We start from the raw sequence: 25,274 nt of genomic DNA, 5'->3' as shown, positions 1-25,274 counted from the left end.
GATGTCGAAGTTAGAATGTGCAATAAACGGTAAATAATGCACCGTCCGCATTCCTCCGTTTAGATTACCGTATCTCTGTGCAAACTAAGAGCATAGCAGAGCTGTAATTTGGCATTGTGGGGGGAATGGAAATGGCCAGTGGAGATGAACTTGTAAAATACATTACAGAGCGCGTCGTCAGCTACATGGAAACACCCAAGGAAGAACGAAAGAAGCAAAAATATAAAGAGCCGTGGACGGTCAAATGGTTCGGCATGATCCCGTTCGGATTGTCCCAATGGGGAGGCCGGACGGCTGATAAACGCCATCCCAAGCGGCGAAAAATCAAGATGCGGAATCTTCATGACTGAACGAAGATGAAAGAAGCGGACCTCGTATCCACACGAGGTCCGCTTCTTTTTGGGAATGAAACGCGATAAGGGCAGGAACAGATAATCATGCAGGAGATCTAGGGGCGGGCATGAAATTCTCCGGCAGCCATCAGCATGGAGACAGGGAGGTACCGGGTTCCGGCACGTCCTGTGGCCGCGTAGCTGACCGCAGGAGCGCTTGCGGCCTGGGACCATGTCTGAATCCCGCTTACCGCAAACGGCGCCCCATAGGACGCGTTACGGCCGGGAGCGGTGAAGATCAGTCTGCCTCTGGATGCGACGGCTTTCAGCAGATCGTCTCCGCGGCGGATGTTCAGCCGGGGGGAGGTCATCCAGAGCAGGTCGTCATAAGGATCATTACTATCTATCTTCGCAGCAGGTGACGATGCCTCGAGCCGGAGACCGTTCTGATTGGTAACGACTGCCGTCTTAGAAACGGAGGCGGTGCTGGCGGAAACGGCATTTGCTGGCAGAAGCTCCAAGGTCAGCGCATTGATGTACATTGCCGGCTTGCCGGGCAGGGTCACTTTCCAAACCGGCAGCACTGCCGAATATTGAGCTTGGATTTGAACGTTTGTGGGGAGGCCGGGGTGATCGGGAATAAGGCCATCCTCAGCCAGCCGGTCATGGAGGGCATCGCTGCTGTAAGGGATGGCTGGACCGCTGCCGTACTCGCTGAGCATATATCCGCCTTCCTCCCTGGCGGTGAATATTAAATATCCCAACTGCTTGCTATCCTTTGAAACGACCGCAAGCCAGCTGTGGGTGCCGGGCCCTAGCGGGTAATAGTCGATGGCGGCGCCGTCCCACTGCTGAAACTCGGACTGCGCGGACAGCTCGCGGACGACGGTGCCGGCAAAGCTCTCCAGCGGCGCGGGCACCGCCTGCATGTCCGATCCCGATGCGATCCGAAGCAAGGCCGTCCGCACGGGGCTTGCCGCCTTGGCGGCAGCGATGCCGACCGCTGCGGCCGATTGCGGGACCGCAGGACTCCAGGCCGGCCAGGCGCAGCTGACGGCACAGGTCAATGCCGTCACTTTTAAAGCGAGAGATACCATCCTCACCACATTCACCCTCCTCGATTTCAGAGCTTTATTGACATCATTGTATCGGACAAGCCGTAAAAAGGCTGTTGCAAGGTGTCGGGCTTTGGGGCGCGGGCACGGGTCTTTTTTTGCCTTCTTTTAGCGAGGGAGGTCAAATGCTCATGGACGGATGGATCTTAAGTGAAACAGACCGCAGGTTATGGCGGACAGGTTCACCTTAGGTTCATACTGCCATGTCATTTCGCTACGCCGGTTGTCGTATTGCTCCCGGATGGCCGTAAGCTTCTCCTCCTCGGTTTCCTTGAGGAGGTCTTCGTAATACATGTCGATCACCGCAAGCTCATCCCTAAGGCGCTCCCTTGCGGCTTCCGCCCAGCTGTAATCCTCGCCCGCCAGCTGATCCTTCATATGCTTCTCCAGCAGATTGGCCGCGCCAGCGAGCGAGAGGCTTCCCGGCTGGATATGGATATTCTCGGGCAGCCGCGGCCCGAGTTGAAGCTTCTCCAGACGCTGGGCAAACTGTTGGTCGATCTGCCCGGTCACCAGCGAGATGCCGATGAAGTGGAGCGCTTCTTTCTTCACGTCGCAGGTCATCTCGACCTTGAAGCAGACGCCCAGCCACGGCTCGTAGGGGGCGGAGAACAGCGTCTCCCGCTGCAAAGGGCCCGGCTGCTCAAACAGGTACACGCAGGAGCCCTCCTGCCGGGCTACGGCCCAAATTTGCTGCAGCCGGCTGCTGCCGTATGTGACGTCTTCGCGGGGAATCCGCCCCGGGCCGATCCGCGGCCCTGCCGGATTCACCCCGAAATACCTCGACAGAATGCTGTCCTGCGGCTGAGGCTGCGCTGAAGGGGGCGGGGTTTTGGCCGCCTGTTCGTTATATTGGTCCGGATCAAAGACGAAGGTGTAGGAGAGAGTCTCCGGCTCCGCCCCAGTCCGTTCAATAAAGCCCCAGTAGTAGGGGCGGTTGGTCAGCTGCTTGTCCGCCTGCGGTGACAGTTTGACAGTCACGTGATAAGGGGACTTCTCGATAATGCTGCATTCGGTCGTTTCCAGATAGGTTAGCACTTGCTTCTGAACTTCCTGCGGGGACAGGCTCATCAAGCTTCCTCCTCAATGACGGTTTCCGCATCTTCGTATTCGATCTCGCGCTTGATCTGGTCAAGCGACTGCCCGAGCGAGCTGACTTTGCTGCGGATTTCCTCATCCGACTCCGACTCGAGGAACAGCTTGTACAGGCTTTTCTCGAACGATTCCTTTTTCTCGAAACGCTCCAGAATGACATCCAGGCCGCCGATGACCGTCTCAAACATGTTGATTTTTTCGTGCAGCAGATTCAGGATATGCTCCTCGATCGTTCCGGTGGTGGACAGGTTGTAGATCTTCACGTCGTTCTGCTGCCCGAGCCGGTGGACGCGGCCGATCCGCTGCTCCACCCGCATCGGGTTCCATGGCAGGTCAAAATTGATCATATGGTGGCAGAACTGCAGGTTGATGCCCTCGCCGCCGGCTTCGGTGGCGATCATGACCTGGGCCCGGCCGCGGAACAGGTCCATCATCCAGTCCTTTTTGCCCCGGTTCATTCCGCCGCGGTACGGTACACAGGACAAGCCGTGCTTTTGAAAATACTGCAGCAGGTATTCCTGCGTCGCCCGGTATTCCGTAAACACGATGACCTTTTCGTTCATGTCCTTGATCAGCTCGATCGTCTTTTCGGCCTTCGTGTTCGCTTTGATATTCCGGATTGCGTTCACCAGCTCCCACACTTCGGCGGTGAGCGGGGAGTCGTCCGGAATCTTCTTGGACAGGTTCACGAGGGTCAGGAACACCGCGTCCCGGCTGCTGCACACCTCACGCTGCAGCGTGACCAGGGACAGCATGCTGCTGAGGTTGCCCCCGGACGCTTTGTACTGGTTCTTGACGAAAGAAGTTACACCGTCGTACAGCGCCTGCTCCTCAGGAGAGAGCTGCAGGCTGACGTTGCGCACCGTCCGTTTGGTGAACTGCACCGGGCCTTCGCCGCGCCGGTTGCGGATCATTACCTTGGCGAGCTCGTCCCGGAGCTGACCCTCGTTCTTCGCCTGCCGTTTGCCGACAACGAAGTTGGCCGCAAAATCCCCCTGCCGCCCGAGCTGGCCGGGCTTCAGCAGCGTAATAAGGTTGAAGAGCTCGCTCATATCGTTTTGAACCGGCGTCGCAGTCAGCAGCAGGCAGTACTTTTTCCGCAGCTTCTGGATAAATTGATAGTTCGTCGTTTTCTTGTTCTTCAGCTTGTGCGCCTCGTCGATAATGAGCATGTCGTATTCCTGCTCCATCAGCATGTCCTTGTGGGGCTCGCGCTTGGCGGTATCCATGGAGGCGACGACGACGTCGGAATGCCAGGAATAAGCCTTTTTCTGCGCGACCGCCGGGATGCCGAATTTGCTGTTCAGCTCGCGGACCCACTGGAGCACCAGGGAGGCGGGTACCAGAATCAGCACTTTGGATACCAGCCCGCGCACCATGTATTCTTTTAAAATGAGTCCTGCTTCGATCGTCTTGCCCAGTCCGACCTCATCGGCCAGAATGGCTCTGCCGGACATCTCAAACAGCACCCTCCGCGCCGTGTCGATCTGATGGGGAAGGGGGGACAGGTCCTGCAAATGCTTCACACACTGCAGCTCGTCAAAGCTCGTCACAAGCCGCGCCTCTTCGCCCTGAACGGCCAGCTGAAACAGCCGGAAGTCACCCCAGGGGCCGCCTTTATCCAGGCGGGATTCGAGGTTATCCAGCCAGCTGCGGTCAATATTCAGGGGAACAGGAAGGTCCCCGGCCTGCGCCCCGCTACCGAGATGAGAAGTTTTCAAGCCTTGTACCTCCTTAATAGGTTCGTAATCTCGCGTAAGAGTAGTATGCACGTAAACCGGAGAGTTCATAACCTCCGTATGGATGGAGGCATCCGCTGATTTTCACAATTTTTTTCAAAGGAACCGAAGCAAAAAAGTGAGATTGGCGGAGAAAAGCAAAGGTTGTCCCAGAGTGAAGAGCTTTCATGGTCTAAATTTCAGGATTAAGGCGTGGAGTAACAATATGTGGTATAGTATAATCATCAATGCACACAATATATGGTACATGACGAGCGGATTTGCGTTTTAAATGGGGATATTTCGTTTATTGAATGGAAGGAACCCGGCTACATACAGGCCTTTCCCGGAAGTGAACCGGCACTTTTAGCGCAGTCGGCAGACCGACATCATCCGCTGATCGGAACTAAGAGCCGATACGTTCGGCAGAACAGTCATGGGAGGAGAATGTAACAGTGAATCAAGTTCAGAGCAAACAGAAGCTTGAGGGGTTAAGCGAAAAAATCTTTTTGGACCGGTATGCTTGGAAGGACCCGGACCCGAATCACGCCAAAGTTGGAGACGTCGTACTTGTACTGACCAAGGACGATCCGAAGTTTCCGACAAAGGAAGTCGGCGAGATCGTATCGCGCGAGGGGAAACGGGCGACGGTAAAAACACGCCGCGGCGAGCTGGTGGAGACGGACGTCGAGAAGCTGACGCTGAATATCGAGAAGACGCCTGAGGAAATGTGGGACCGGCTGGCCGGGGCCATGGCATCGGCGGAGCCGACGCCGGAGCTGCAGGCCGAGTGGAAAGAGAAGTTCCGCTACATTCTGGAAGACTGGAAGCTCGTTCCGGGCGGGCGGATTGCCGCCGGAGCGGGTGCCAGTGACGAGCTGACGCTGTTTAACTGTTACGTCATTCCTTCGCCGAAGGACAGCCGCGGCGGTATCATGGCGACGCTGTCCGAGATGACCGAAATTATGGCGCGGGGCGGCGGAGTCGGCATCAACCTGTCCTCGCTCCGTCCGCGCAGATCCGTGGTTAAGGGCGTGAACGGATCCTCGAGCGGTGCGGTATCCTGGGGCGGATTGTTCAGCTACACAACCGGCCTGATCGAGCAGGGCGGCAGCCGGCGCGGCGCGCTGATGCTCATGATCAACGACTGGCACCCGGACGTGCTCGATTTTATTACGGTCAAGCAGACGATGGGACAAGTGACGAACGCCAACCTTTCCGTCTGTGTGAGCAATGATTTCATGAAGGCGGTCAAGGAGGACCTGGACTGGGAGCTGGTATTCCCGGATACGACGGATCCGGATTACGACGAGCTGTGGGACGGCGACCTTGAGAAATGGAAGCAGGGCGGCCATGCCGTCATTCCGTACCGGACGGTGAAGGCGAGCGAAATCTGGCATACGATTATCGAATCGGCGTGGAAATCAGCCGAGCCGGGCGTCGTCTTTATGGAATACTATAATCAGATGTCCAACAGCTGGTACTTCAACCCGATTATCTGCACGAATCCGTGCGGCGAGCAGGGGCTTCCGGCATGGGGCGTCTGCAACCTGTCTGCGATGAATCTCTCCAAGTTCTACGATGAAGAGAAGCATGACGTGGCTTGGGACGAACTGGCGACGGTGACGCGTTACTCCGTGCGTTTCCTGGATAACGTTATCGACACGACGCCGTACCATTTTGAAGAAAACGAGAAAAACCAGAAGAAGGAGCGCCGGATCGGCCTCGGTTCGATGGGTCTGGCGGAGCTGATGATCAAGCTGAACATCCGGTACGGCAGTCCGGAATCACTCGAGTTCCTTGACAAGCTGTACGGTTTTATCGCCCGCGAAGCATACCTGGCATCGGCTGACATTGCGGAAGAGAAAGGCTCGTTCCTGGCGTTTGACGCGGATCCGTATTTGCAGAGCGGATTTATGAAAAATATGACCGAGGCGTTCCCGGAAGTCGGCACGGCCATCCGTGAGAAGGGCATGCGCAACGTGACCGTCATCACCCAGGCGCCGACCGGCAGCACGGGAACGATGGTCGGCACGTCGACCGGTATCGAGCCATACTTCGCGTTTAAATACTTCCGTCAGAGCCGCCTCGGCTTCGACGAGCAATTTGTGCCGATCGCGCAGGACTGGCTGGACGCCCATCCGGGCGAAGAACTGCCGGATTACTTCGTGACGGCGATGGATCTGACGGCGGAAGACCATATCCGCGCTCAGGCCGCCATTCAGCGCTGGGTGGACAGTTCCATCTCGAAGACTGCGAACTGCCCGGCCGACTTCACGGTCGAAGAAACGAAGCGGCTGTATGAGCTGGCGTTCGACCTTGGATGCAAGGGCGTGACGATCTACCGTGACGGCAGTCGCGACGTGCAGGTGCTGCAAACGGAGAAGAAGGAAGACAAGAGCGAAGCGAAGGCCGCTCCGACTGCGGAAACAGCTGCCTCCGAGGCTGCCGTACCGGCTGCCGCAGAGCAGGCGGGTGCCCAGGTAGCCGCTGCCGTGGCAAGCAGCCAGAGCTCCGTAGTGGATAAGCAGTACAAGCGCCGGCCGCAGGTGCTGCGCGGCGCAACCTATAAGATCAACACGCCGTTCGGCATGGCGTACATTACGATCAACGACCTCGACGGCATTCCGAGCGAGATCTTCCTGAACGTAGGCAAGGCAGGCTCCGATGTGTTCGCCATGGCGGAAGCGCTGGGCCGCGTCTGCTCCCTGTTCCTCCGCTACGGCGACCATGGCCACAAGGTGGAGCTGCTGATCAAGCACCTGAAGGGCATCGGCGGGTCCGGTGCAATCGGCTTTGGCGTCAACCGCGTGGAATCGATCGCCGACGCGGTCGCCAAAGCGCTGGAAGCGCATGTGCAGAGCGGCATCGAAGATGACCATCCGGAGCCTGCGCCCGTGGCAGCTACGCTGGCACCGGAGACAGCGGACCATGGCGGAACCCACTCGCACAGCCATGATGCGCCGAAGGCGTCGGTGGACCTGTGCCCATCCTGCGGGGCTGCGGCGCTGATCAATATCGAGGGCTGCAAAACTTGCGGCAACTGTGGGTATAGCAAGTGCTCGTAAATAGAGCGTGGTCATACACGGAGATGGAAAAAATAAATAAAGCGAGTTGAGTTGTAGCACATTGTAAATCCGAAGATTGATTAACCGGCAGTTTGGGGAAATACCCTCAAGCTGCCGGTCTTATTTTTCCTGCCGATCTTTCAATTTGGATGAAGGAAAAAAATACATTGGTACTAGTCGAATAAGTACAATTCATTGCCGAATTGGAGAAAAAGTAAAGCAGAGTTATGTAGATTGTACCAACTCTATCAAGGACCTTTAATGACAAAGCGTTAAGTCTGGAACATCGGGAAGCAATCGCCCAGAACTTTCCTGGCTTTAACTAGGCAAAAAATCGAATCATGCGGTGGAGAATGAATCAATTCAAAACCGGTTGCGGCTTTGTTTTGTGAATCAAATGAATTAAGCTTGGCATAACCTTAATTCATTGCCTGGTTGCGTACCTGATGAGTAAATGAGACACCTATTAGGGTGTCTCGTGATATTCGGCAGCCATATTTTTCTACGGAGTGAAAGACTCCTTTCTTACCCAAGCTCCACCTTCATCCGTACTCCGGTAAAACATTGTAGCGTAGCGGAGTGCTCCTCGTGCCGCTTCTTCAACAGATGAATATCTATTTTCCGATGGATCGTGAGGATCGGTTTTGTCCGCGTTTTTATAGTAATGGCTTAGCTCATAAAAATAATGGTCGTTCTGATTTCTGAGGATATCAATTTCAATTTCTTTACCATCGATTATAACCTTTAGTGTTCGGACAATCTCGTGAACGGCTTGGATATCGGCGTGAAGATTTCCGAGTTCAGACAGATTTAACATCGTCAGTATCCTCCCAATAGCTTCCTTTACCAAAGTAATCTTTACATACGTTGTTGAGTGACTGCAACACATCGATCATCCCTTTTAAATCACATGTATGGAAGGTGTTATTGATATCACGATTTTCGTCCTTGATTGAATATACATGGATCTCAGCGCAGCCATCCCATCTAATATCATCATCCTTATTCACATTCATCGTTTATTCGGTTTCCATCTCAGGTATGTCATCAAAGACGTTTGACTTTGGCACCTGGGTCATATTTTCTTTTTGCTGAACCCAATACCCGTTACGGTACCAATCCTGAAAAGAGTCGTCCAATTGCTGTTCCCGATTGCTGTCCTCATTAACGTCAGAATCAACTTCCATCTCCTTCCTTAGAACCCCATAAACATCCTTATTAACCCAGTCTTTCCGGTCATCGGCATCATTAAATGTATCCTTGTAGATTTAACCTCCTGAAGTCTATGGCCCTTTACCCATTTTGGTTAATTTGCTTGATCAAGGAGAGATTTATACAATCGTATTGATTCTTCGCAAGCAGGCATCGAATATTTGATTTGGGGTCTGCTTCATTTAAACTATTCATTCAACTGTGAGAAAAAAACTGCCGTATAACCGGCAGAGCAGGTTTTTTGATGGCTGCTTTTTTCATTAAGCTAACGGGCAGGATAGTGCAATCGGTTGTTCAATGAACGATACGGCACTCGAAATATAACTACCAATAATGTCTGACATATTGTTGTCAGCATTCCCACCTTATAATTAGTTTGAGAATAATTAAACGAGTGGAGGTACCACGATGATCCCTTCGAACAAAGTTACATGGTTTCAACTTCCCGCAGATGATGAGCAACGAGCATGGTATTTTTATGGGCAAATTTTTGGCTGGAGCCAGGAAGAAGTCTACGCAAATAAGACTACGACTGGCGCCATAAATGGCGAAATCGTACGGCGTAGCGGAGAACTAAAGGAACCGCGCCTTGTAATTCGGGTGGATGATGTTGATGGAATGATTGAAAGAATCATTCATTTTGGCGGTAAAATCATACAGCAACGAACCGAAATTACCGAGATCGGTATGGTGTATGCTTCGTTTGAGGACACTGAAGGAAATGCGGTAAATATTGTAGGTAACATCTAATAATCGAATCCTTGGCAAGAAGGAGCATTTGATGACGAAAATAGATGATCATGGACATTCCTGTGAATGACTTCGTTAAACTAACGGGAAACGATAGTTGAATAAACGACCTCTTGAAAGAAGCTGCCGGTGCAGTTCGGTAGCTTCATCTACGTTAACGGGCAGGATGGTTCAGTCGTTTCTCGAATATCATATTATGGATAACACCAGTCAAAACAAGGATTTAACGTATATACGTATACATTACTACCCGACCTAACAAGTGCTAGTAAGGTGGGTATAGCAATAGAGGGATAGGGAGATAGATAGATTCCCTCTCGTTGCTCGTGTACGATTTGTAGCTAAGCATGCATGTCCTTTGCCTGATCCTTAATGGATCAGGTTTTTTGATTTTAGGTTACCGGGTAACAGGTAATCATTTTGAATCGCTCTGAACCGTAGATAACGAAACGAGGACGGGACCGGCAAAATCCGATGCCTCCTCGCCTTTGGGATTCCGAAGACGAAACAGGAAGGCATTTGAAGATAGAGCTCGGCAAAGCCCAGCGGGTGCTCGACAAGCTCTCCGCTATGTTCGGATACTTCACTGAACGAAATCAACTCCCTTTTACCTGCAGCTGCAAGCTGAGCTAAATCGTAATTAGCAGGCAGCTTTTCGATATCGACATAGTACTCCGGGTGGCTGCTAAGATATCCAAGCGGTAGCCTTTTGCAGTATGGACGCGGCAGCATTATTTTTGTTTCGCTACATCAATATGTTCGGATGCCTTTTTTAGTAAATAGAGGTTCGAGCTTTCCTATAACTCCGCTCAGGAACATGGTACAGGTCAATGTAATATCCTTACATTAGACCATATAACAAGGAGCGCTTAGATGAGCCGGAAATTAACCTTTGATTATATTATCGTAGGAACTGGTCCTGCTGGTGCCGTCATCGCCAAAACATTAAGCGATAATAAAGAAGTATCGGTTCTTGTCCTGGAGGCCGGTGGGAACAACGATAAAGACACCCCCATTAAGGACTCTACATTCGCACTGGAATTGGAAGAACAGTTCTTCCCCCAATATTTTTGGCAGGGGGAAGGGGTTCCGCAAGAGGAGCTGGATGAGCGGGCATTTGAATGGACAACGGGACGCCTTTTAGGCGGAGGGTCATCGATTAACGGTGAGCAGTATGTACGTCCTACATCAGCTGTTTTCAGGGAATGGGAAAAGCTCTTAGGTCCGCTGTGGTCACCTAGACGGGCCATTCGCCGATTCAAGAAATTGGAGAAGTATAACGGAGAAACCGATGATCTGAACGCCCGTGGATTCAATGGAAGGATCGATATCAGACAGGCTCCGGTAAATCCCACATCTATGGCGGAAAAGCTCACGACGGCTATTGAGAGGGCTACAGGATATCCCGAGATCCTCGATTATAACGATCCTAAAACTCCCCTGGGCCCATTTACCCGCTGGCAGTTGTATCAAAATCCCAAAGGTCGAAGAGAAAGTTCCTCTAGAGCCTTTCTCTCCTCGGATATCATGACGCCTTCCGGCCGGGGTGTAGACGGCAGGAGACTTAAAGTGTTCTTTAATTCGACGGCTCTGCGCGTGCTTTTTGACAAGAAACGCGCCACAGGGGTCGAATTCCTGAAAGAAGGAAGACGCCTTCGTGCTTACGCCCAAAAAAAGGTCATCATCTCTGCAGGCATCAATAGCGCTCAGCTATTAATGCTGTCCGGAATAGGTCCGGCTGCTCTACTTAAAGAAGCTGGGATCCCTGTGGTTTTCAATAACCCGAACGTAGGGAAGAGCTTGAGAAATCACACGCTTAACTCTGCGGTGTTCACTACGAATCCGAACGATGCTGCCCTGCCTGCGAATGACCCGGATGCACTTTATACAGGGGGAGCCTTTTTGCCCGATCCGACGGGTGTAAACAGCAATCGCCGGGCGGTTCAACTGATTGGCATTGGTTCTGACAGTACGTTAACTTTAGCGGTTCTTTACTTGCGCCCCAAGAGCCGCGGCACGATTAAGATACAGAACAAGGATCCGCTTAAAATCGTGCTTGCGGATGAAGGATTTCTCGCCAATCCGGATGACATGGAAGCCGTTAAAAATATTTTTAGAACCTATGTGAAAAATATAGCGGCAGAACTCGCATCCATCGATCCGTCGTACCAGCTTGTTTCACCGACACTGGATATGATTGAGGACGACGCCCAATTGGAGGAGTATATTAAACAGAATTTCGACCATAATCATCACCAGCAAAGCTCCCTTCGTATGGCTCCGTTAAAAAAGGGAGGGGTAGTGGATCGAACGGGCCACGTGCATGGGGTAGAGGATTTGATCTTTGCCGACGCTTCCATCATTCCATTTACGGTGGACGGTAATACATCCGCCGCTACTTTCCTTATTGGTTATACGATTGCCAGGCAATTGGTCTCACCGGATAAAAAAGGCAGAAGACAGCCATCCGAGGGCGACGAAGAGTAATGAACTCAACTTATTCATAAATAACGCCTAAGTCCCCGAGCTCGAAAACCCGGGGACTTTTTTTATATGCTGCGCAGCTGGTGCGTGAAGCGCTTTACTCCTTGTTGTTCCTCAGCCCAAAAACTTAATGGATTCTTTGGTTTTTCTGGCAAATGCAATGGGATCATCGATTGACTCCCAGTGAACGTACATCAAGCGCGGATTCTCGAATAACCAGTGATTGTGGACGGCCGTTACTTTAATCCCGTTTTTGCGGAGATTGCTCAGCAAGCGGTTGACTTGACTTTGGAAGAGAGCGGTTTCGCCTAAACAGAGCGCCTTGCCCGAACTGTTCAGGGATTCGAAGGAGAAAAGTTGATAGCGGACCAAAGGAGAAGTGGTACGTCTTCCTAAAATCGAGGCTCTAATGACCCGATTTCTGGAGACAAAACAAACCGGACCTTTCGTAATTTCGTGCTCGGTTCCACCTAAAATAGCTGAGAATTCGTTACAAAGTTTTTTAAAGCGAGGACTTACTTTAACTTGCGCCATCCGAAATCATCCTCCCATGAAATGATATAATACAGCCTGCCCGTTTAACCGTGTTAGCCCAGGAATTTAATGGATTCTTTTGTTTTTCTGGCGAATGCAACCGGATTGTCAATAGACTCCCAGTGCATATACATTAAGCGAGGCTGCTCTTTCAGCCAGTGGTTATGGACTGCGGTTACTTTAATCCCGCGTTTACGGAGGTTCGACATCAACCGATTCACCTGATTTTGGTGAACGGCCGTTTCACCCAAACAAAGCGCGCGGCCCGACTTATCAAGAGATTCGAAGGAAAACATTTGCATTTGAACCAAAGGGGAACGTGTTCTTTTGCCAAGAATGGTTTCTCTTAAATTCGTCATCCGCGTAACAAAGCAAACCGGACCTGCTTCAATTTCCGATTCGCCTCCCAATATTTTTCCGAATTGGGTACAAAGTCTTTTGAACTGCGGGCTAACCTTTACTTGTTCCGCCATCATAAGTCCTCCTTTAATCAAGTTCTATGTATTCTATGATCAAGGAAGGAAGAGGTATGGACTGATAGCGTAGGGTACTCGCATAAAAAACGAACGACCGATGCTGCATCATGAGCAGGCCGGTCCGTTATCTGAACCCGCGTCGCTTTTTCTTCCAGAGCAGCATGACAAATGCTTGACGGGGAGAGGCATTTTGTGATAGTTTCATCCATATCAAATGAACAGGGAGGGATAAAGCGATGACGATTTCTGAGATTGTAGATGATCAGGTGAACCTGTCTTCGGGAGCAATGCTGGGCAAGGTTCACCAAATCACAAATCGGATACCGGAGCTTTATCCTTCTATGCATAAATATCGCAGGTGACTTGTTTTTAAAATAGTCGCTTGTTTGTGTATAGCTTGGTTAATGTATCGCAAGAAAGCACCGGTATGCTGGTGCTTTCTTTGCGTTGTCTCCGTGTAAAAGGAGATCGTTAACGTTGAAGCACATCACTAAGTATGAAAAAATCCGTCAGATCCTATCTATCCTGAAACAACCGGATTATAGATACAAGCAAATAACTGATGCTATTTTCAAGCAGAAAATCGGACATTTTGAAGAAATGAGCAGCTTGCCTAAAGCCGTAAGAAACGAATTCATCAAGGAGATTGGCAACCCTGTGCTGAGCATTACGCCCAAAATCGTGCAGCAGTCCAAGCAAGTAAGCAAAATTCTTTTTGCCATCCCTGGCGACGAGCACATCGAGTCCGTAAAGTTAAGTTATAAAAACGGGTGGGAATCCTATTGTATCTCATCCCAGTGCGGCTGCGGGTTTGGCTGTACCTTTTGCGCTACGGGAACGTTGGGGTTGAAGAGAAATCTCACAGCGGATGAAATCACGGACCAGCTTCTTTATTTCCATTTGAACGGCTACCCATTGGACAGCGTGTCCTTTATGGGGATGGGCGAAGCCCTTGCAAATCCGTATGTGTTTGATGCCTTACATGTGCTGACCGATCCTGAGCTTTTTGGCCTGGGGCATCGGAGAATTACGGTGTCTACCATAGGCATCCTGCCTGGAGTAAAGAAATTAATGAAGGATTTTCCGCAGATGAATCTAACGTTTTCTCTCCACTCCCCATTTCCGGATCAGAGAAGCGAGCTCATGCCCATCAATCATCATTTTCCGCTGGAAGAAGTGATGAAAGTGCTTGATGAGCATATTCAAACGACGAAACGAAAGGTATACATTGCTTATATCCTTTTGAGGGGAATCAATGACTCGGCCAAGCACGCTGAAGCGGTTGCTGATTTACTGCGGGGAAGAGGACCATGGGAACATTTATATCACGTCAATCTCATCCCTTACAATGCCACCACGGCCACCCCGCAAAGTTATAAAGAATCGGATCACAGCGGAATCAGCATGTTTCTTAAAATCTTAAAGACCAAAGGAGTCCATGTTACCGTCAGAACCCAGTTCGGTTCCGATATCAACGCAGCATGCGGTCAGCTGTACGGATCACAGTGAGATTTTGAAATTTTGCTGCCTGAACCATTTTTTCAAGGAGTGAGTCTCAGTGAGATACATTAACGCCTCTGCCGTCCTGCCGGAGGAATTGGTTGAAAAATTACAGGAATTTGTCCAAGGGGAATACCTCTATATACCGGCTATAAAAAATCAACATCGAAGCTGGGGAGAGCTATCCGGCGCCCGACAAGAGATTAATAAAAGAAACCATGAAATACTGAAAGCATATATACTGGGAGCATCCGTCGAGGAGCTTTCGGAATCGTTCCATTTATCGACCTATGCGATCAGAAAAATAATTTATCAGAAGTAGAAGTAGAAGTAGAAGTAGAAGTGGATCCCCCCCTCAAGCAAATCGTGCTAAAGGAAAGCATGGTGTGACTTGCAGGGGGGTTTTTACGTTGTTGCTACGAAATGCTACAGCATCATTCGGTATATAGATCAGGAAAATCCAATCTGTTAACGTATAAATGTAGGCAGGGAAGAGGGGGTCAAAGTCATGAATGCCATCGTAAATATTTCGGTTGTAGTTTAAGTGAGCATAAAAGTAAGAAGATAAATCATACGGGTAACAACTAATTATCGCTATTTATGCTTGCTTGAGGCTGATCGTACCTACGCATATAATGCACGATACGTCTAGAGGATCATCAGGAGGTAGTTAGGTTGTTAAAGATTTCAGTATATGATATGGATGGTAGAGTGACCGGTGAAATGGAGCTCGAACAATCCATCTTCGGCATTGTCCCGAACGAATCCGTTTTACATGAAGCGGTGGTCAATGTTCTCGCGAATAAGCGCAGCGGGACGCATTCCACCTTAACCCGCGGCGAAGTTAGAGGCGGAGGCCGAAAGCCCTATAAACAAAATAAAATCGACCGATCCAGAGCGGGTTCGATTCGTATGCCGCACTGGCGTCATGGAGGGATTGCGTTTGGCCCCAAACCTCGCGACTATGGTTATCGCCTGAATAAAAAGGTCAAGCGTCCATTGTCCTACCTGAAAAAGATCATATGATCTTTAAAAGCGCAAATAACATTCCGGGTGTGCAAACCACAGAAGCCGATTCGCTGAATGTATATGACATTCTGAATTGCGATAAGTTCATAATCACTAAAGATGCTGTGAGAATGGTTACGGAGATCTATGTTTAGGAAGGAATTTAATTTCATACGCGTAACTTGTTTTTTGAGGCCGAAAATGTGTAATGGTTGTTTTTATTGGTACCGTACACTGTGGAAAAAGCTGTAGTCGATTTGAAAAGAAACTACTCGCCCTTTTATAGGGCGGGTAGTTTTTATGCAAACCACAAGTCTTGAATCAGAGAAGATGCTCAGTATTTCTCCAAGTGGTAATAGTTGCGCGGGGATTTGCGGTATTGCCCTGGGCTCATGCCGAACATTTTTTTAAAAGTCCATTGAAAATGGGTGACGTTGTTGAACCCGATCGAATGAGCGATATCCGTAATCCGCTGGTTCGTATACAGGAGCATTTCCTTGGCCCGCCAAATGCGTTTGAAGGTAATGAACTCCACGACGGAAAAGCCTGAATTTTGCTTGAATACGCGGCTCAGATAGGATGAATTCACTCCGATAAAATCGGCGATACGGTCCAGAGTGATTTCTTCCGTATAGTACTGCGCGATGTATTCCATGGCTTTGGATACAACGGGTTTGAAATGCACATGCGACGCGTTCTCCATCTTAGAATATGGGGAATTGTCCTCATAACCTTCTTTGATCTCCAGTAAAATCCATTGCAGGAGTGACTTGATTTTTTGGCTTGAATAACGGCTTTGATGGTCGTAATGCTCTTGCAGCTGACTGAAGCCGAATTCGAGCTTCTTTTTTAAAGGTTCATTGACTCTAAGGCAATGGGAGAACCCCGGCTCGCGTTTTTCGAACAATGACAGCAGATTGACCTCGTCCAGCAGCGGATCGGTTTCGGCAAGCTGCCGGTTGAACATCAGTACTTTGGCTTCAAACGGTTCGTTGTTGATCAGCTGGCTTTTATGGAGCTCCTGATTGCCGATGACGAACAGGTCGCCTGGTTCAAACACATAGGTTTTGTTATCGATATAAAACTGCCCCCGTCCCGATAAGACATAGAACACCTCCAACTGCTCATGCCATTCAAAGGGCATCCGCCACTCTTCCTCGTTTAGATTCGTAAATATTTGAAATTCATCGAATCCCTGAAACGTTTTTAATGAATCGGGCAGACCATCCTTTGGGGAGATATTGTTCTTGTGCTTATCCATTTCTTTATCCTCCCCCGGTTATATTGGTTTATATGAGATATGAGCTGCCATAGATTTTGCGAAAGGATTCGGTTTTCCGAAGCTCGCCATCTTTCGAAGCGGACTGGACATGTCTCAAATAGTTCTCCTTGAACGTTTTGCCTCCGGAACCTTGACTGACATGCGAATCAGCGGCTTGAAGCTTGGCCTCCCATGTGCCAGTGACATCTACCGTATAATTAGGTTCATCCGACCAGAGGAGGTAGACCTCGCGCGGCTTCCACGGCTGAATGCCTTCTTCCAGATGCTTCGGATAATAACCGTAGCTGTCGGCCAAATAGGCGGCTTCGGCAGCGGCTAGGCCGAGTGCGCGATGGTCGGGATGGAATTCCCATTTTTTCCAGGCGTCCAAAGTGATCACCACATCGGGTTTTTCGTTCCGGATCAGGCGGAAGATGCGTTCCTTCAAGTCCGGCTGTTCGCTTAAGGTTCCGTCATCGAATCCGAGCTGGATCACTCGATTCACACCCAGAATGCGGGCGGCATCCGCCATTTCCCTTTCGCGGGTCTGGGCTAATTGTTCCGGCTTCACTGACGTATCCTGCGTTCCCCGATTCCCGTTCGTCGCGATGGCGATGGTTACCGAATGGCCTTGTTTGGCCAGTTTGGCCAGCGTGCCGCCGCAGGATACTTCGTCATCGGGATGTGCCGTGATTACAAGTACGTTCCACTTTTCCATATGAAACCCTCCAGTCATTTAGGTTTTGAATTGTTATCCCTTTAATCCGCCCAAGGTAATTCCCTCGATAAACTGCTTTTGCAGCAGAAAAAAAATAAGGATCATGGGCCATACGGCCAAGAGCATGCCTGCCATCAATACCGGATAATTTGTCGTGAACTGCCCCTGAAGGGAGGCAAGTCCGACGGCCAGCGTCATTTTGTCCATCGAATCGTTGACCACAAGCGGCCAGAGGAAGTCGTTCCACGACCATAGGGTGGAGATGATCGCCACGGAAATCAATCCTGGCTTTGCTAACGGGAGCATGATATTCCAGTAGATACGGAAGGGATTGCACCCGTCGATCCTTGCAGATTCCTCGAGTTCCGAAGGAAGCCCAAGAAAAAACTGACGAAGCAGAAAAGTGGAGTACGCGCTGAACATACCGGTTACGGTAATGGCTTTCAGGGAGTTCAGCCACCCCAAATCTTTCATTAATAGGTATTGGGGAATCAGAAAGACTTGGCCGGGCACCATCATAACCGATAAAACCAGCAAAAACAGCAGGGTTCTGCCGGGAAAATGAATTCTAGCAAAGGCATAAGCGGCCAGGGAACTGATTAATAAACCGAACAGTACCTTGACGAGCGTCGTTACAACCGTATTCCAATAAAACGTCATAAAAGGAAGCAAGTCGGCTACCTTTTGGAAATTGTCCCAATGCAGCTCGCCCGGAAGAATCGTGATCGGGATCCGGGTCACTTCATCAGGAGCTTTTAAGGAAGTAAGAAGTGACCATAATACAGGAACAACCATAAGGAACGACCCGACCGTGAGCACGATATGGATGATCATAGGCTGGAATCTTCGTTTCTGTTTTGCATGTGTGACTGTGGTCATCTTTGCGGCCCCTCCTTAATCATAATGCACCCATTTTTTCTGCAGTTTGAATTGGAGCGCCGTCACGATCAGGATCATGATAAATAATAGAACGGCAATGGAAGACGCATATCCCTTATCATTTTTAATAAAAGCTTGTTGATAGAACAAGTAGACAACCGTATTGACATGATCGATGGCTACTGTGCCGACCATCATATAAATGAGATCGAATACCTGCATGGCTCCGATGAGCGAAGTAACCGATACGAAAAACAGGGTCGGCGTGATCAAAGGGAGCGTGATCCGGAAAAATTGGGACACTCGGCCTGCGCCTTCGATGGAAGCCGCTTCATAAAGCATAGGGGAAATTCCCTTAATTCCCGATATGATAATAACGGCTTGAAGACCAACCGCTCCCCATACAGCTACGCCTACGACGGAGATGAGAACGGTTCGGGAATCCGTCAGCCAGCTAACGCCGTGAATCGAAAGCAGCTTCAGGCCGGCGTTCAGCAGCCCGTAATCGCCATTTAATATCCATTTCCAAGACATGGCGATGGCAGCCGGCATCAACACGGACGGCAGGAAAAAAATCGTCCTATACACCGATATGCCGCGAACTTTGCTGCTCAGCAGAACACCCGCCAAGGTGGACAGAATGACAATCGCAGGCACATAGATGATTACGTATTGAAGCGTGTGCAGAAGGGAATGGTATACGGCCGTATCACGGATCAGCCTGGTGTAATTGCTCAGACCTGTCCAATGATAATTGCCAAAATCGCTCCATTCCGTGAAGGATAAATAAATGGTCCTCAGTACCGGCCATATGAACAACGCGCTCATGCCGAACAGAAGGGGTAATACCATGGCGTATCCCCATCCATATTCCCTCCTCTTCAGCTTTGAACGCTTGGCGTTGATAGTGGATAGTTGTTTTGCATTCATCACATGAGTTTCCCTCCGATGCAATGACGTTATGGATTGGATGCGATGGCTTCGTTCAAAGCTTTGGCATACGCTTTGGCGGCTTCTTCAGGAGTGGATTCACCTGTATAAGCACTTTTCAGGTACTCTTCTTCCAAACCGTCGAGCTTGGCATTTTGCGGTCCGCGCGGTAATGCTTTTGCAGCGTTAGCCATATCCAGCAAGTTCTGCAGGTGGAACTGGGGTACCGATTTGAGCCACAATTCCTGTCCGCCATGAAATGCAGGCAGTGCGGTTCCGTCTTCCCCTTGGATATCGGCAGATTCTTTGGAACCCAGGAAATCAAGGAATTCGATGACTTCTTTAGGATGCTTCGTATTAGCTGCACCTACATTAGCCAGCCCATGAATGACGCTTGTTCTCAACTTATCTTTAGGTAGAAGAGCAACATCGACATTGTTCTTGGTATACTCATTGGTGGCAAAATCTTTGACATTCCAAGATCCATCTATCAGCATGGCTACTTTTCCGGATTTAAACAGATCTTTGGGCGACGTATCCGTCATTTGGGCAAGCGTTGGAGAAACCTTATACTTGTGAATCAGATCGGTCTGAAGCTGGAGGCCGCGAATGCTCTCCGGAGAATCGTACAAGGATTTCTTTCCGTCATCCGTATAGAATCCACCCCCGGCCTCAAGTATTGTATTGTAATATCCTGTTTGTCCCTGGAACTGAGCGGGAAGCCCCCATATGCCATTGGCCGGATCAGTTAATTTCTGAGCGGCCAGGGCGGCCTTGTTCCAATCCCATGTTTCATCCGGATAAGGGATGCCTGCTTGATCGAATAAACTTTTGTTGTACCATAAACCGATAGCGTCCATGTCTTTGGGTACCCCGTAATGTTTGCCATCGTATGTATAAATGTCGACGAGGCCCTGAGGATAATTCCCGAAATCGAGGCTTGTGTCTTTCGCGTAGTCGTCCAGATTCAGCAGTTGATTGTTGGATGCATACTTCGGCAAACTTGCTCCGTTAATCCAAAATACATCGGGAAGGTTGCCTCCGGTAGCTGCCGTTTCCAATTTGGTCCAGTATTCATTCCATGGGGTTAACTTGATCTCAACATGGATATCCGGATGCTGTTCCTCGAATTTCGCGATAATTTTCTCCATGGCCGGCTGTTGGACTTGATCCCACAGTCCGTATGTCAGCGTGACATTGCCGGAGGCGGACCCTGATTCGTTGGACGAATCGCTGGCTGAATTTCCGGCTCCGCACCCGGAAAGAAGAAGTGTGAGCATAACCGTAAAAATGAGGATGGGTGCATAAATTTTGTTCATATCCGTTTGTCACTCCCCTATGAATTAAATAGAATAAATCCGTGTAAACCACTAGGATTTAATGATATTTAATATCTTAGGATAATCTATCGTGATTTTCAAATGATTCCTTGCGTGAAACATTAGATATTTTTACCTTTTGACTAATTTATTTTTTTGAAGAATATAGCATTGGAAATGGAGGGGAAGCCTCCAGTGCAGCGGTCTTTTTCTATATGCGCATGAACGGTGAAGGATTATAGTTATAACTAAGCCATATCATATAAAGATTATGCTTGAACAGGAGGGAAGCGCATGGCATCCGGTACGGAGACAGGCACATACGGCTTTCGTTTCACGGCGCCTTCGCACCTGGCGTTGTGCGAATTGTTTGCGGTCGGGCGGGACGAGATTAGGCATCCGTCGTACCGATGGGACGGGGAGGAGCGGAAGGACGGTCCGCTGCTGCTGTTCCAGTACACGCTGGAGGGCGAGGGCATGTTCGAGTCGGGGACGGAGACGTACCAGATCGATCAGGGACGGGCAATTATGGCCGAAATCCCGGGTGATCACCGCTACTATTTTCCGGCGGATGGGTCACATTGGTCCTTCGTGTTTATTCTGATGCGGCCATCGCTCATCCTGCCGAATTGGGAGGAAGCAAAGCTGCGGTTGGGAGAGGCTCCCTACTTGCCGCCCACAAGCCGGCCTGTCCGCGCGCTGCTGGAGATTTGGGATCAGGCGGGTCACGGCCGAATTACCGACCCTTACACAGCCTCTTCCTGTGTATACTCTTTCATTTCTGAGCTGTGCCGGTATGCGGTAGCGCCGCAGGACGAGCGACGGAACTGGCCGGAGAAAGTGCGCCAGGCCGCCGAGTATATGGATGCGAATTACCGTTCGATGATCAGCCTGGATCAGCTGTCGGACCGGCTCGGGTGGTCCAAATACCATTTGCTGCGCACGTTTGCGGCTGCGGTCGGCCAGACGCCGAGCGAATATTTAAACCGGGTCCGCATTGAACAAGCGATGCGGCTGCTCCGGCAGACGGATATGAGCGTTGAACAGATCGCGGAGCAGGTCGGATATTCCGGCGGCAGTTACCTGATCAAGGTGTTCCGCAAGATGACCGGGCTGACACCCGGGGGCTTCCGCTCCGAAGAGGGGCAGCTGACGTTCAGCCGGATGTTTTTTGAAGATTATAACGTCGATAGACGTTTTTCTGATTAGTCGGCGAATAAACCGCAATATTTTGCTGTAATAGAAGAAAGATTACTATGGAAACGTTGTTCTTCCCGGACGTAATATAGGAGGCGTAAAAGCAATTTTATGATACGAAATCAATTCGGGAGGAATGTCATGCAGCATCATTCGTTTGCACCAACACCCCCTATGGGATGGAACAGCTGGGATTGTTACGGCGCAACCGTTACGGAAGCGGAAGTTCGGGGCAATGCCGAATATATGGCACGCCATTTAAAGGATTACGGCTGGGAATACATTGTCGTCGATATTCAGTGGTACGAGCCGGGAGCGGTCTCAGACCTGTACAGGCCCTTCGTCCGGCTGGAAACCGACGGTTACTCGCGCCTCATTCCAGCAGTGAACCGCTTTCCGTCTGCGGAGGGAGGCCAGGGCTTTAAGCCGCTGGCGGATTACGTACATAGCCTTGGACTAAAATTCGGCATCCATATCATGCGCGGCATTCCACGGCAGGCCGTACATGATAATACGCCGATCAAGGGCACGAACGTTACGGCCCGGGATATCGCCCATACCTGCTCTTTCTGCGGGTGGAACACGGACATGTATGGCGTCGACGCGGGCAAGAAAGGGGCTCAGGAATACTATCATTCCTTGTTTGAGCTGTACGCCGAATGGGGCGTCGATTACGTCAAGGTGGATGACATTGCGGATTCTTGGCTGCACGGAGGGCCGCATTTGGCGGAAATAGAGCTGATCCGCAAGGCGATCGACCATGCGGGCCGGCCGATGGTGCTGAGCCTGTCGCCGGGACCCGCACCTGTGAAGCATGCCGATTTCCTTGAAACCCATGCCAACATGTGGCGGATGACCGACGATTTCTGGGACCGCTGGCCGCTGCTGCTTGATATGTTCGACCGCTGCGAAACCTGGCAGGGACGGCCGAAGCCCGGCTGCTGGCCGGATTGCGACATGCTCCCGCTGGGCCGCATCGGCGTCCGGTGCAGTCATCCCGACCGGATGACGAACTTTACGCGTGACGAGCAGCTGACGATGATGACGCTGTGGACGATCTTCCGCTCGCCGCTTATGTTCGGCGGGGAGATGCGCGACAACGACGAGTGGACGTTATCGCTGCTGACAAACCGGGACGTGCTGGACATGCATCAGCACAGCTTCGGCGCCCGCCAGGTGAGCCGGAGCGAAGGCCGAGTGATATGGGCTGCTGAGGGTCCTCATGGCGAGCGTTACGCCGCGCTGTTCAATACCGGCGAGGAGGCTGCCGAAGTTTCCGTGTCGCTGGCTGAGCTGGGCATTTCCGGCTCGGCGCATGCGCGAAATTTGTGGACCGGAGAGGAGCGCAGGGAGCTGGGCGGCACATTGGCTTCTGCCGTTCCGCCGCATGGAGCTTCTTTGTTCCGGCTTATAGCGGAATAACAACCCTTTTGTTGATGCAGACATGATCAGAGGAAGTCTATCTTTTATAGATAGGCTTCCTTTTTGTTAAGATGAGCTAATTCATAAAGCTCTGTACGGCCCTGGCTGCCCGATGTGACGATATATCAATTAGATGTTGGTATAGATCATTGTTTAAATCAGGGGAGTCATTTACAATTTTTTTAAATTTAGTGCAAGTCATATAGAGATACAATGATATCTTGAGAGAATGTATGGAGGTGTTCCGAAAAAACAGATGAGACCATTGTGATTGGAGAAATGGATGGGGTCAGAGCGTTTTTTGCTTATTATTGAAAGCGTTTTCGAATGATTGGCTGGGAGTGATATTGTGGTTCCCCGTCAAATCTACGAATCTTTAGGGAAGGTGACACGATGCGCATACGAGAGTACAGCACGAAAGGCATATCTTTCAGGAAATTCCTCTACATACTTCCGTTCATGCTTTTGCTTGCTGTCTTTGCCTACTATCCGCTATACGGATGGGTCTATGCATTCTTCGACTACTCGCCGCCGATTCCGTTGTCCAAATCTCCGTTTGTCGGCTTACAGTGGTTTCGTTCCTTGATCGAAAACCAGGTCAAGATCGACCAGCTGCTCCAGGTCATCAAGAACACGTTCGGGATGAGTGGATTGGGACTGCTGTTCTCCTGGCTCCCCATGATTTTTGCCATATTCCTGAACGAAATAAAGGCCGTGCGGTTCCGGAAGTTTGTGCAGACGGTAACGACCCTGCCGAATTTTATCAGCTGGGTACTGGTATATTCTTTGGCGTTTTCCATGTTTTCCAGCGAAGGCATCGTCAACGGCCTGTTGAAGCAGCTGGGACTGATCGATTCCCCGATTTTATTCCTTCAGAACTCCGATCATGTCTGGATCACCATGTGGCTGTGGACGATCTGGAAAACGTTAGGCTGGTCCGCCATCTTGTACATAGCGGCGATTACGGGAATTGATGATTCCCTTTATGAGGCGGCCCATGTGGACGGGGCAACGAGAATGCAGGTGATATGGAACGTCATCCTGCCGAGCATGCTCCCGACGTATTTTGTTCTGCTGATGCTGCAGATCGCCAGCTTTCTGAATAATGGCTTGGAGCAATATTTCGTATTCCAGAATGCATTCAACAAGGAAAATATACAAGTTCTGGACCTGTATGTTTATAACTTGGCGATGGGGGGCGGCAGCTACTCCGTATCGGTCGCCATCAGTATGCTGAAGAGTTTGATTAGTGTTGTTCTTCTCTTTTCGGTAAACGGATTCTCCAAATTGTTAAGAGGAGAGAGTATCGTATGAGAAAAGCTGCAGTTCAGGTAAGCCCGACCGACAAAATGATCACCGTAGTGATCTACGTCCTTTTTTCCCTGTTTGCTTGCGTGTGCGTCTATCCGTTTTACTCCATCATCATTAATACGATAAGCGCAAACGATATCAGTGCCCGGGGGGACGTCGTCTTTTATCCGCGGCACATCCATTTCCAGAACTATTTGGACGTTTTTAAAATACCGGGATTGGGGAATGCGGCTTTGATCTCCCTGGGCAGAACCGTGATCGGAACTCTGCTGACCGTAGGGGCCTCCGCCTTTTTGGGATTCATGTTCTCCCAAGAGGATATGTGGGGGAGAAGATTCTGGTACCGGTTCACCGTGATCACCATGTTCTTTAACGCCGGCATTATTCCGTGGTATCTCACCATGCGTTCCCTGCATCTGACCAACAATTTTTTGGCATACATTCTGCCGACGATCGTAGCCCCGTTCTTCATCATTCTGGTCAAGACCTTCGTGGAATCGACGCCGAAGGAATTGCAGCAGGCGGCAAGCATCGACGGGGCGGGCACGATGATGATCTTCTTCAGGATCATATTGCCGATAAGCAAGCCGATCCTGGCGACGGTCGCGATATTTACTGCAGTGGATCAGTGGAACTCTTTTCAGGATACGCTGCTGCTCGTTACGGACAGCAAATTATACACGCTGCAATTTATTCTCTATAACTATATCAATCAGGCGAGCTCATTATCGACCATGGTTAACCTGCAAAATGCCGGTTCGACGGCCATAGCCAGTCTAGCCACAGAGCAAACCACGACTTCCATTCGCATGACCGTTACCATTATCGTCGTTGCCCCCATATTGCTCGTCTACCCGATCTTCCAGAGGTTTTTCGTCAAGGGAATTATGATCGGGGCGGTCAAAGGGTGATTTTCGCATGGGATTAAAAATGGATTAGGAGGAT

At 50.3% G+C, this 25,274-nt stretch carries 21 protein-coding genes and 1 pseudogene; 11 read left to right on the top strand and 11 right to left on the bottom strand.

The genetic code is table 11. The features are described from left to right. Positions 1–131: 131 nt before the first annotated feature. Positions 132–350, top strand: a complete 219-nt coding sequence (locus K2F33_RS31600; RefSeq protein WP_263880531.1) for a YqzE family protein — start codon at positions 132–134, stop codon at positions 348–350. A 98-nt stretch (positions 351–448) separates the two neighbouring features. On the opposite strand, the gene K2F33_RS31595 is transcribed toward K2F33_RS31600, so the two are convergent. From K2F33_RS31595 to K2F33_RS31585, 3 genes are all read right to left on the bottom strand, one after another. Then, positions 449–1,435 carry a hypothetical protein gene (locus K2F33_RS31595; protein WP_263880530.1) on the bottom strand — a complete coding sequence of 329 codons (987 nt, stop codon included), beginning with the start codon at positions 1,433–1,435 and terminating at the stop codon, positions 449–451. A 141-nt stretch (positions 1,436–1,576) separates the two neighbouring features. After that, positions 1,577–2,518 carry a YqhG family protein gene (locus K2F33_RS31590; protein WP_263880529.1) on the bottom strand — a complete coding sequence of 314 codons (942 nt, stop codon included), beginning with the start codon at positions 2,516–2,518 and terminating at the stop codon, positions 1,577–1,579. After that, a complete protein-coding gene (locus tag K2F33_RS31585; RefSeq protein WP_263880528.1) occupies positions 2,518–4,263 on the bottom strand; it encodes a DEAD/DEAH box helicase in 1,746 nt (581 codons plus the stop codon). The genes K2F33_RS31590 and K2F33_RS31585 overlap by 1 nt, the downstream gene beginning before the upstream one ends. A gap of 452 nt (positions 4,264–4,715) precedes the next feature. Here K2F33_RS31585 and K2F33_RS31580 point away from each other — a divergent pair, with 452 nt between their 5' ends. Then, positions 4,716–7,328 carry an adenosylcobalamin-dependent ribonucleoside-diphosphate reductase gene (locus K2F33_RS31580; RefSeq protein ID WP_263880527.1) on the top strand — a complete coding sequence of 871 codons (2,613 nt, stop codon included), beginning with the start codon at positions 4,716–4,718 and terminating at the stop codon, positions 7,326–7,328. A 502-nt stretch (positions 7,329–7,830) separates the two neighbouring features. Here K2F33_RS31580 and K2F33_RS31575 read toward each other — a convergent pair. After that, entirely contained in the window at positions 7,831–8,145 is a 315-nt protein-coding gene (locus tag K2F33_RS31575) for a hypothetical protein (protein WP_076170196.1), read from the bottom strand. Between the two features lie 803 nt (positions 8,146–8,948). Between K2F33_RS31575 and K2F33_RS31570 the strand changes: the two genes are divergently transcribed. Together K2F33_RS31570 and K2F33_RS31565 are read left to right on the top strand one after the other, a co-directional pair. Then, a complete protein-coding gene (locus tag K2F33_RS31570; RefSeq protein WP_263880526.1) occupies positions 8,949–9,290 on the top strand; it encodes a VOC family protein in 342 nt (113 codons plus the stop codon). Positions 9,291–10,163: 873 nt separating this feature from the next. Beyond that, positions 10,164–11,777: a GMC family oxidoreductase gene (locus K2F33_RS31565; RefSeq protein ID WP_263880525.1), complete on the top strand. Its 1,614-nt coding sequence runs from the start codon at positions 10,164–10,166 to the stop codon at positions 11,775–11,777. Positions 11,778–11,888: 111 nt separating this feature from the next. Here the strand turns inward: K2F33_RS31565 and K2F33_RS31560 are convergent, their stop codons facing one another. Both K2F33_RS31560 and K2F33_RS31555 read right to left on the bottom strand, forming a co-directional pair. Next, complete coding sequence (locus K2F33_RS31560; protein ID WP_076169218.1) at positions 11,889–12,308, bottom strand: DUF1259 domain-containing protein; 420 nt, start codon at positions 12,306–12,308, stop codon at positions 11,889–11,891. Positions 12,309–12,361: 53 nt separating this feature from the next. Next, positions 12,362–12,781 carry a DUF1259 domain-containing protein gene (locus K2F33_RS31555; protein WP_076169217.1) on the bottom strand — a complete coding sequence of 140 codons (420 nt, stop codon included), beginning with the start codon at positions 12,779–12,781 and terminating at the stop codon, positions 12,362–12,364. 480 nt (positions 12,782–13,261) lie between these two features. Here K2F33_RS31555 and K2F33_RS31550 point away from each other — a divergent pair, with 480 nt between their 5' ends. The 3 genes and pseudogenes from K2F33_RS31550 to K2F33_RS31540 all read left to right on the top strand — a co-directional run bounded on the left by K2F33_RS31550 (position 13,262) and on the right by K2F33_RS31540 (position 15,447). Next, positions 13,262–14,293 carry a Cfr family 23S rRNA (adenine(2503)-C(8))-methyltransferase gene (locus K2F33_RS31550; protein WP_076169216.1) on the top strand — a complete coding sequence of 344 codons (1,032 nt, stop codon included), beginning with the start codon at positions 13,262–13,264 and terminating at the stop codon, positions 14,291–14,293. 49 nt (positions 14,294–14,342) lie between these two features. After that, positions 14,343–14,606: a CD3324 family protein gene (locus tag K2F33_RS31545; protein ID WP_076169215.1), complete on the top strand. Its 264-nt coding sequence runs from the start codon at positions 14,343–14,345 to the stop codon at positions 14,604–14,606. A 377-nt stretch (positions 14,607–14,983) separates the two neighbouring features. After that, positions 14,984–15,447, top strand: a pseudogene (locus K2F33_RS31540) (50S ribosomal protein L4). A 179-nt stretch (positions 15,448–15,626) separates the two neighbouring features. Here the strand turns inward: K2F33_RS31540 and K2F33_RS31535 are convergent. The 5 genes from K2F33_RS31535 to K2F33_RS31515 are packed head-to-tail and all read right to left on the bottom strand — an operon-like array spanning position 15,627 to position 20,399. Next, positions 15,627–16,553, bottom strand: coding sequence for an AraC family transcriptional regulator (locus K2F33_RS31535; protein ID WP_263880524.1), 927 nt, complete (start codon positions 16,551–16,553; stop codon positions 15,627–15,629). A gap of 28 nt (positions 16,554–16,581) precedes the next feature. Then, a complete protein-coding gene (locus K2F33_RS31530) occupies positions 16,582–17,271 on the bottom strand; it encodes a PIG-L deacetylase family protein (RefSeq protein ID WP_263880523.1) in 690 nt (229 codons plus the stop codon). A gap of 33 nt (positions 17,272–17,304) precedes the next feature. Beyond that, positions 17,305–18,150: a carbohydrate ABC transporter permease gene (locus tag K2F33_RS31525; RefSeq protein ID WP_263880522.1), complete on the bottom strand. Its 846-nt coding sequence runs from the start codon at positions 18,148–18,150 to the stop codon at positions 17,305–17,307. Between the two features lie 15 nt (positions 18,151–18,165). Then, on the bottom strand, positions 18,166–19,080 hold the full coding sequence (locus K2F33_RS31520; protein ID WP_212984610.1) for a carbohydrate ABC transporter permease: 915 nt from the start codon (positions 19,078–19,080) through the stop codon (positions 18,166–18,168). 29 nt (positions 19,081–19,109) lie between these two features. Beyond that, positions 19,110–20,399 (bottom strand): ABC transporter substrate-binding protein, encoded by a 1,290-nt coding sequence (locus K2F33_RS31515; RefSeq protein ID WP_263880521.1) that lies wholly within the window; start codon positions 20,397–20,399, stop codon positions 19,110–19,112. Positions 20,400–20,693: 294 nt separating this feature from the next. On the opposite strand from K2F33_RS31515, the gene K2F33_RS31510 reads away from it, so the two are divergent. The 4 genes from K2F33_RS31510 to K2F33_RS31495 all read left to right on the top strand — a co-directional run bounded on the left by K2F33_RS31510 (position 20,694) and on the right by K2F33_RS31495 (position 25,240). Then, positions 20,694–21,608, top strand: a complete 915-nt coding sequence (locus tag K2F33_RS31510) for a helix-turn-helix domain-containing protein (protein WP_263880520.1) — start codon at positions 20,694–20,696, stop codon at positions 21,606–21,608. Positions 21,609–21,737: 129 nt separating this feature from the next. After that, the gene (locus tag K2F33_RS31505) at positions 21,738–23,018 is read left to right on the top strand and encodes a glycoside hydrolase family 27 protein (RefSeq protein ID WP_076169212.1); all 1,281 of its coding nucleotides are present in this window, start codon (positions 21,738–21,740) and stop codon (positions 23,016–23,018) included. Between the two features lie 393 nt (positions 23,019–23,411). Then, positions 23,412–24,332 (top strand): ABC transporter permease subunit, encoded by a 921-nt coding sequence (locus K2F33_RS31500; protein ID WP_076169211.1) that lies wholly within the window; start codon positions 23,412–23,414, stop codon positions 24,330–24,332. Next, entirely contained in the window at positions 24,329–25,240 is a 912-nt protein-coding gene (locus K2F33_RS31495) for a carbohydrate ABC transporter permease (protein WP_263880519.1), read from the top strand. The genes K2F33_RS31500 and K2F33_RS31495 overlap by 4 nt, the downstream gene beginning before the upstream one ends. Positions 25,241–25,274 lie beyond the last annotated feature (34 nt).

The organism is Paenibacillus sp. PSB04 (assembly GCF_025809195.1).
In the GTDB taxonomy this organism is placed as follows: domain Bacteria; phylum Bacillota; class Bacilli; order Paenibacillales; family Paenibacillaceae; genus Paenibacillus_AQ; species Paenibacillus_AQ favisporus.
The sequence above is the reverse complement of the archived record's forward strand: the minus strand, read 5'-3'. Positions and strand labels throughout refer to the sequence as shown.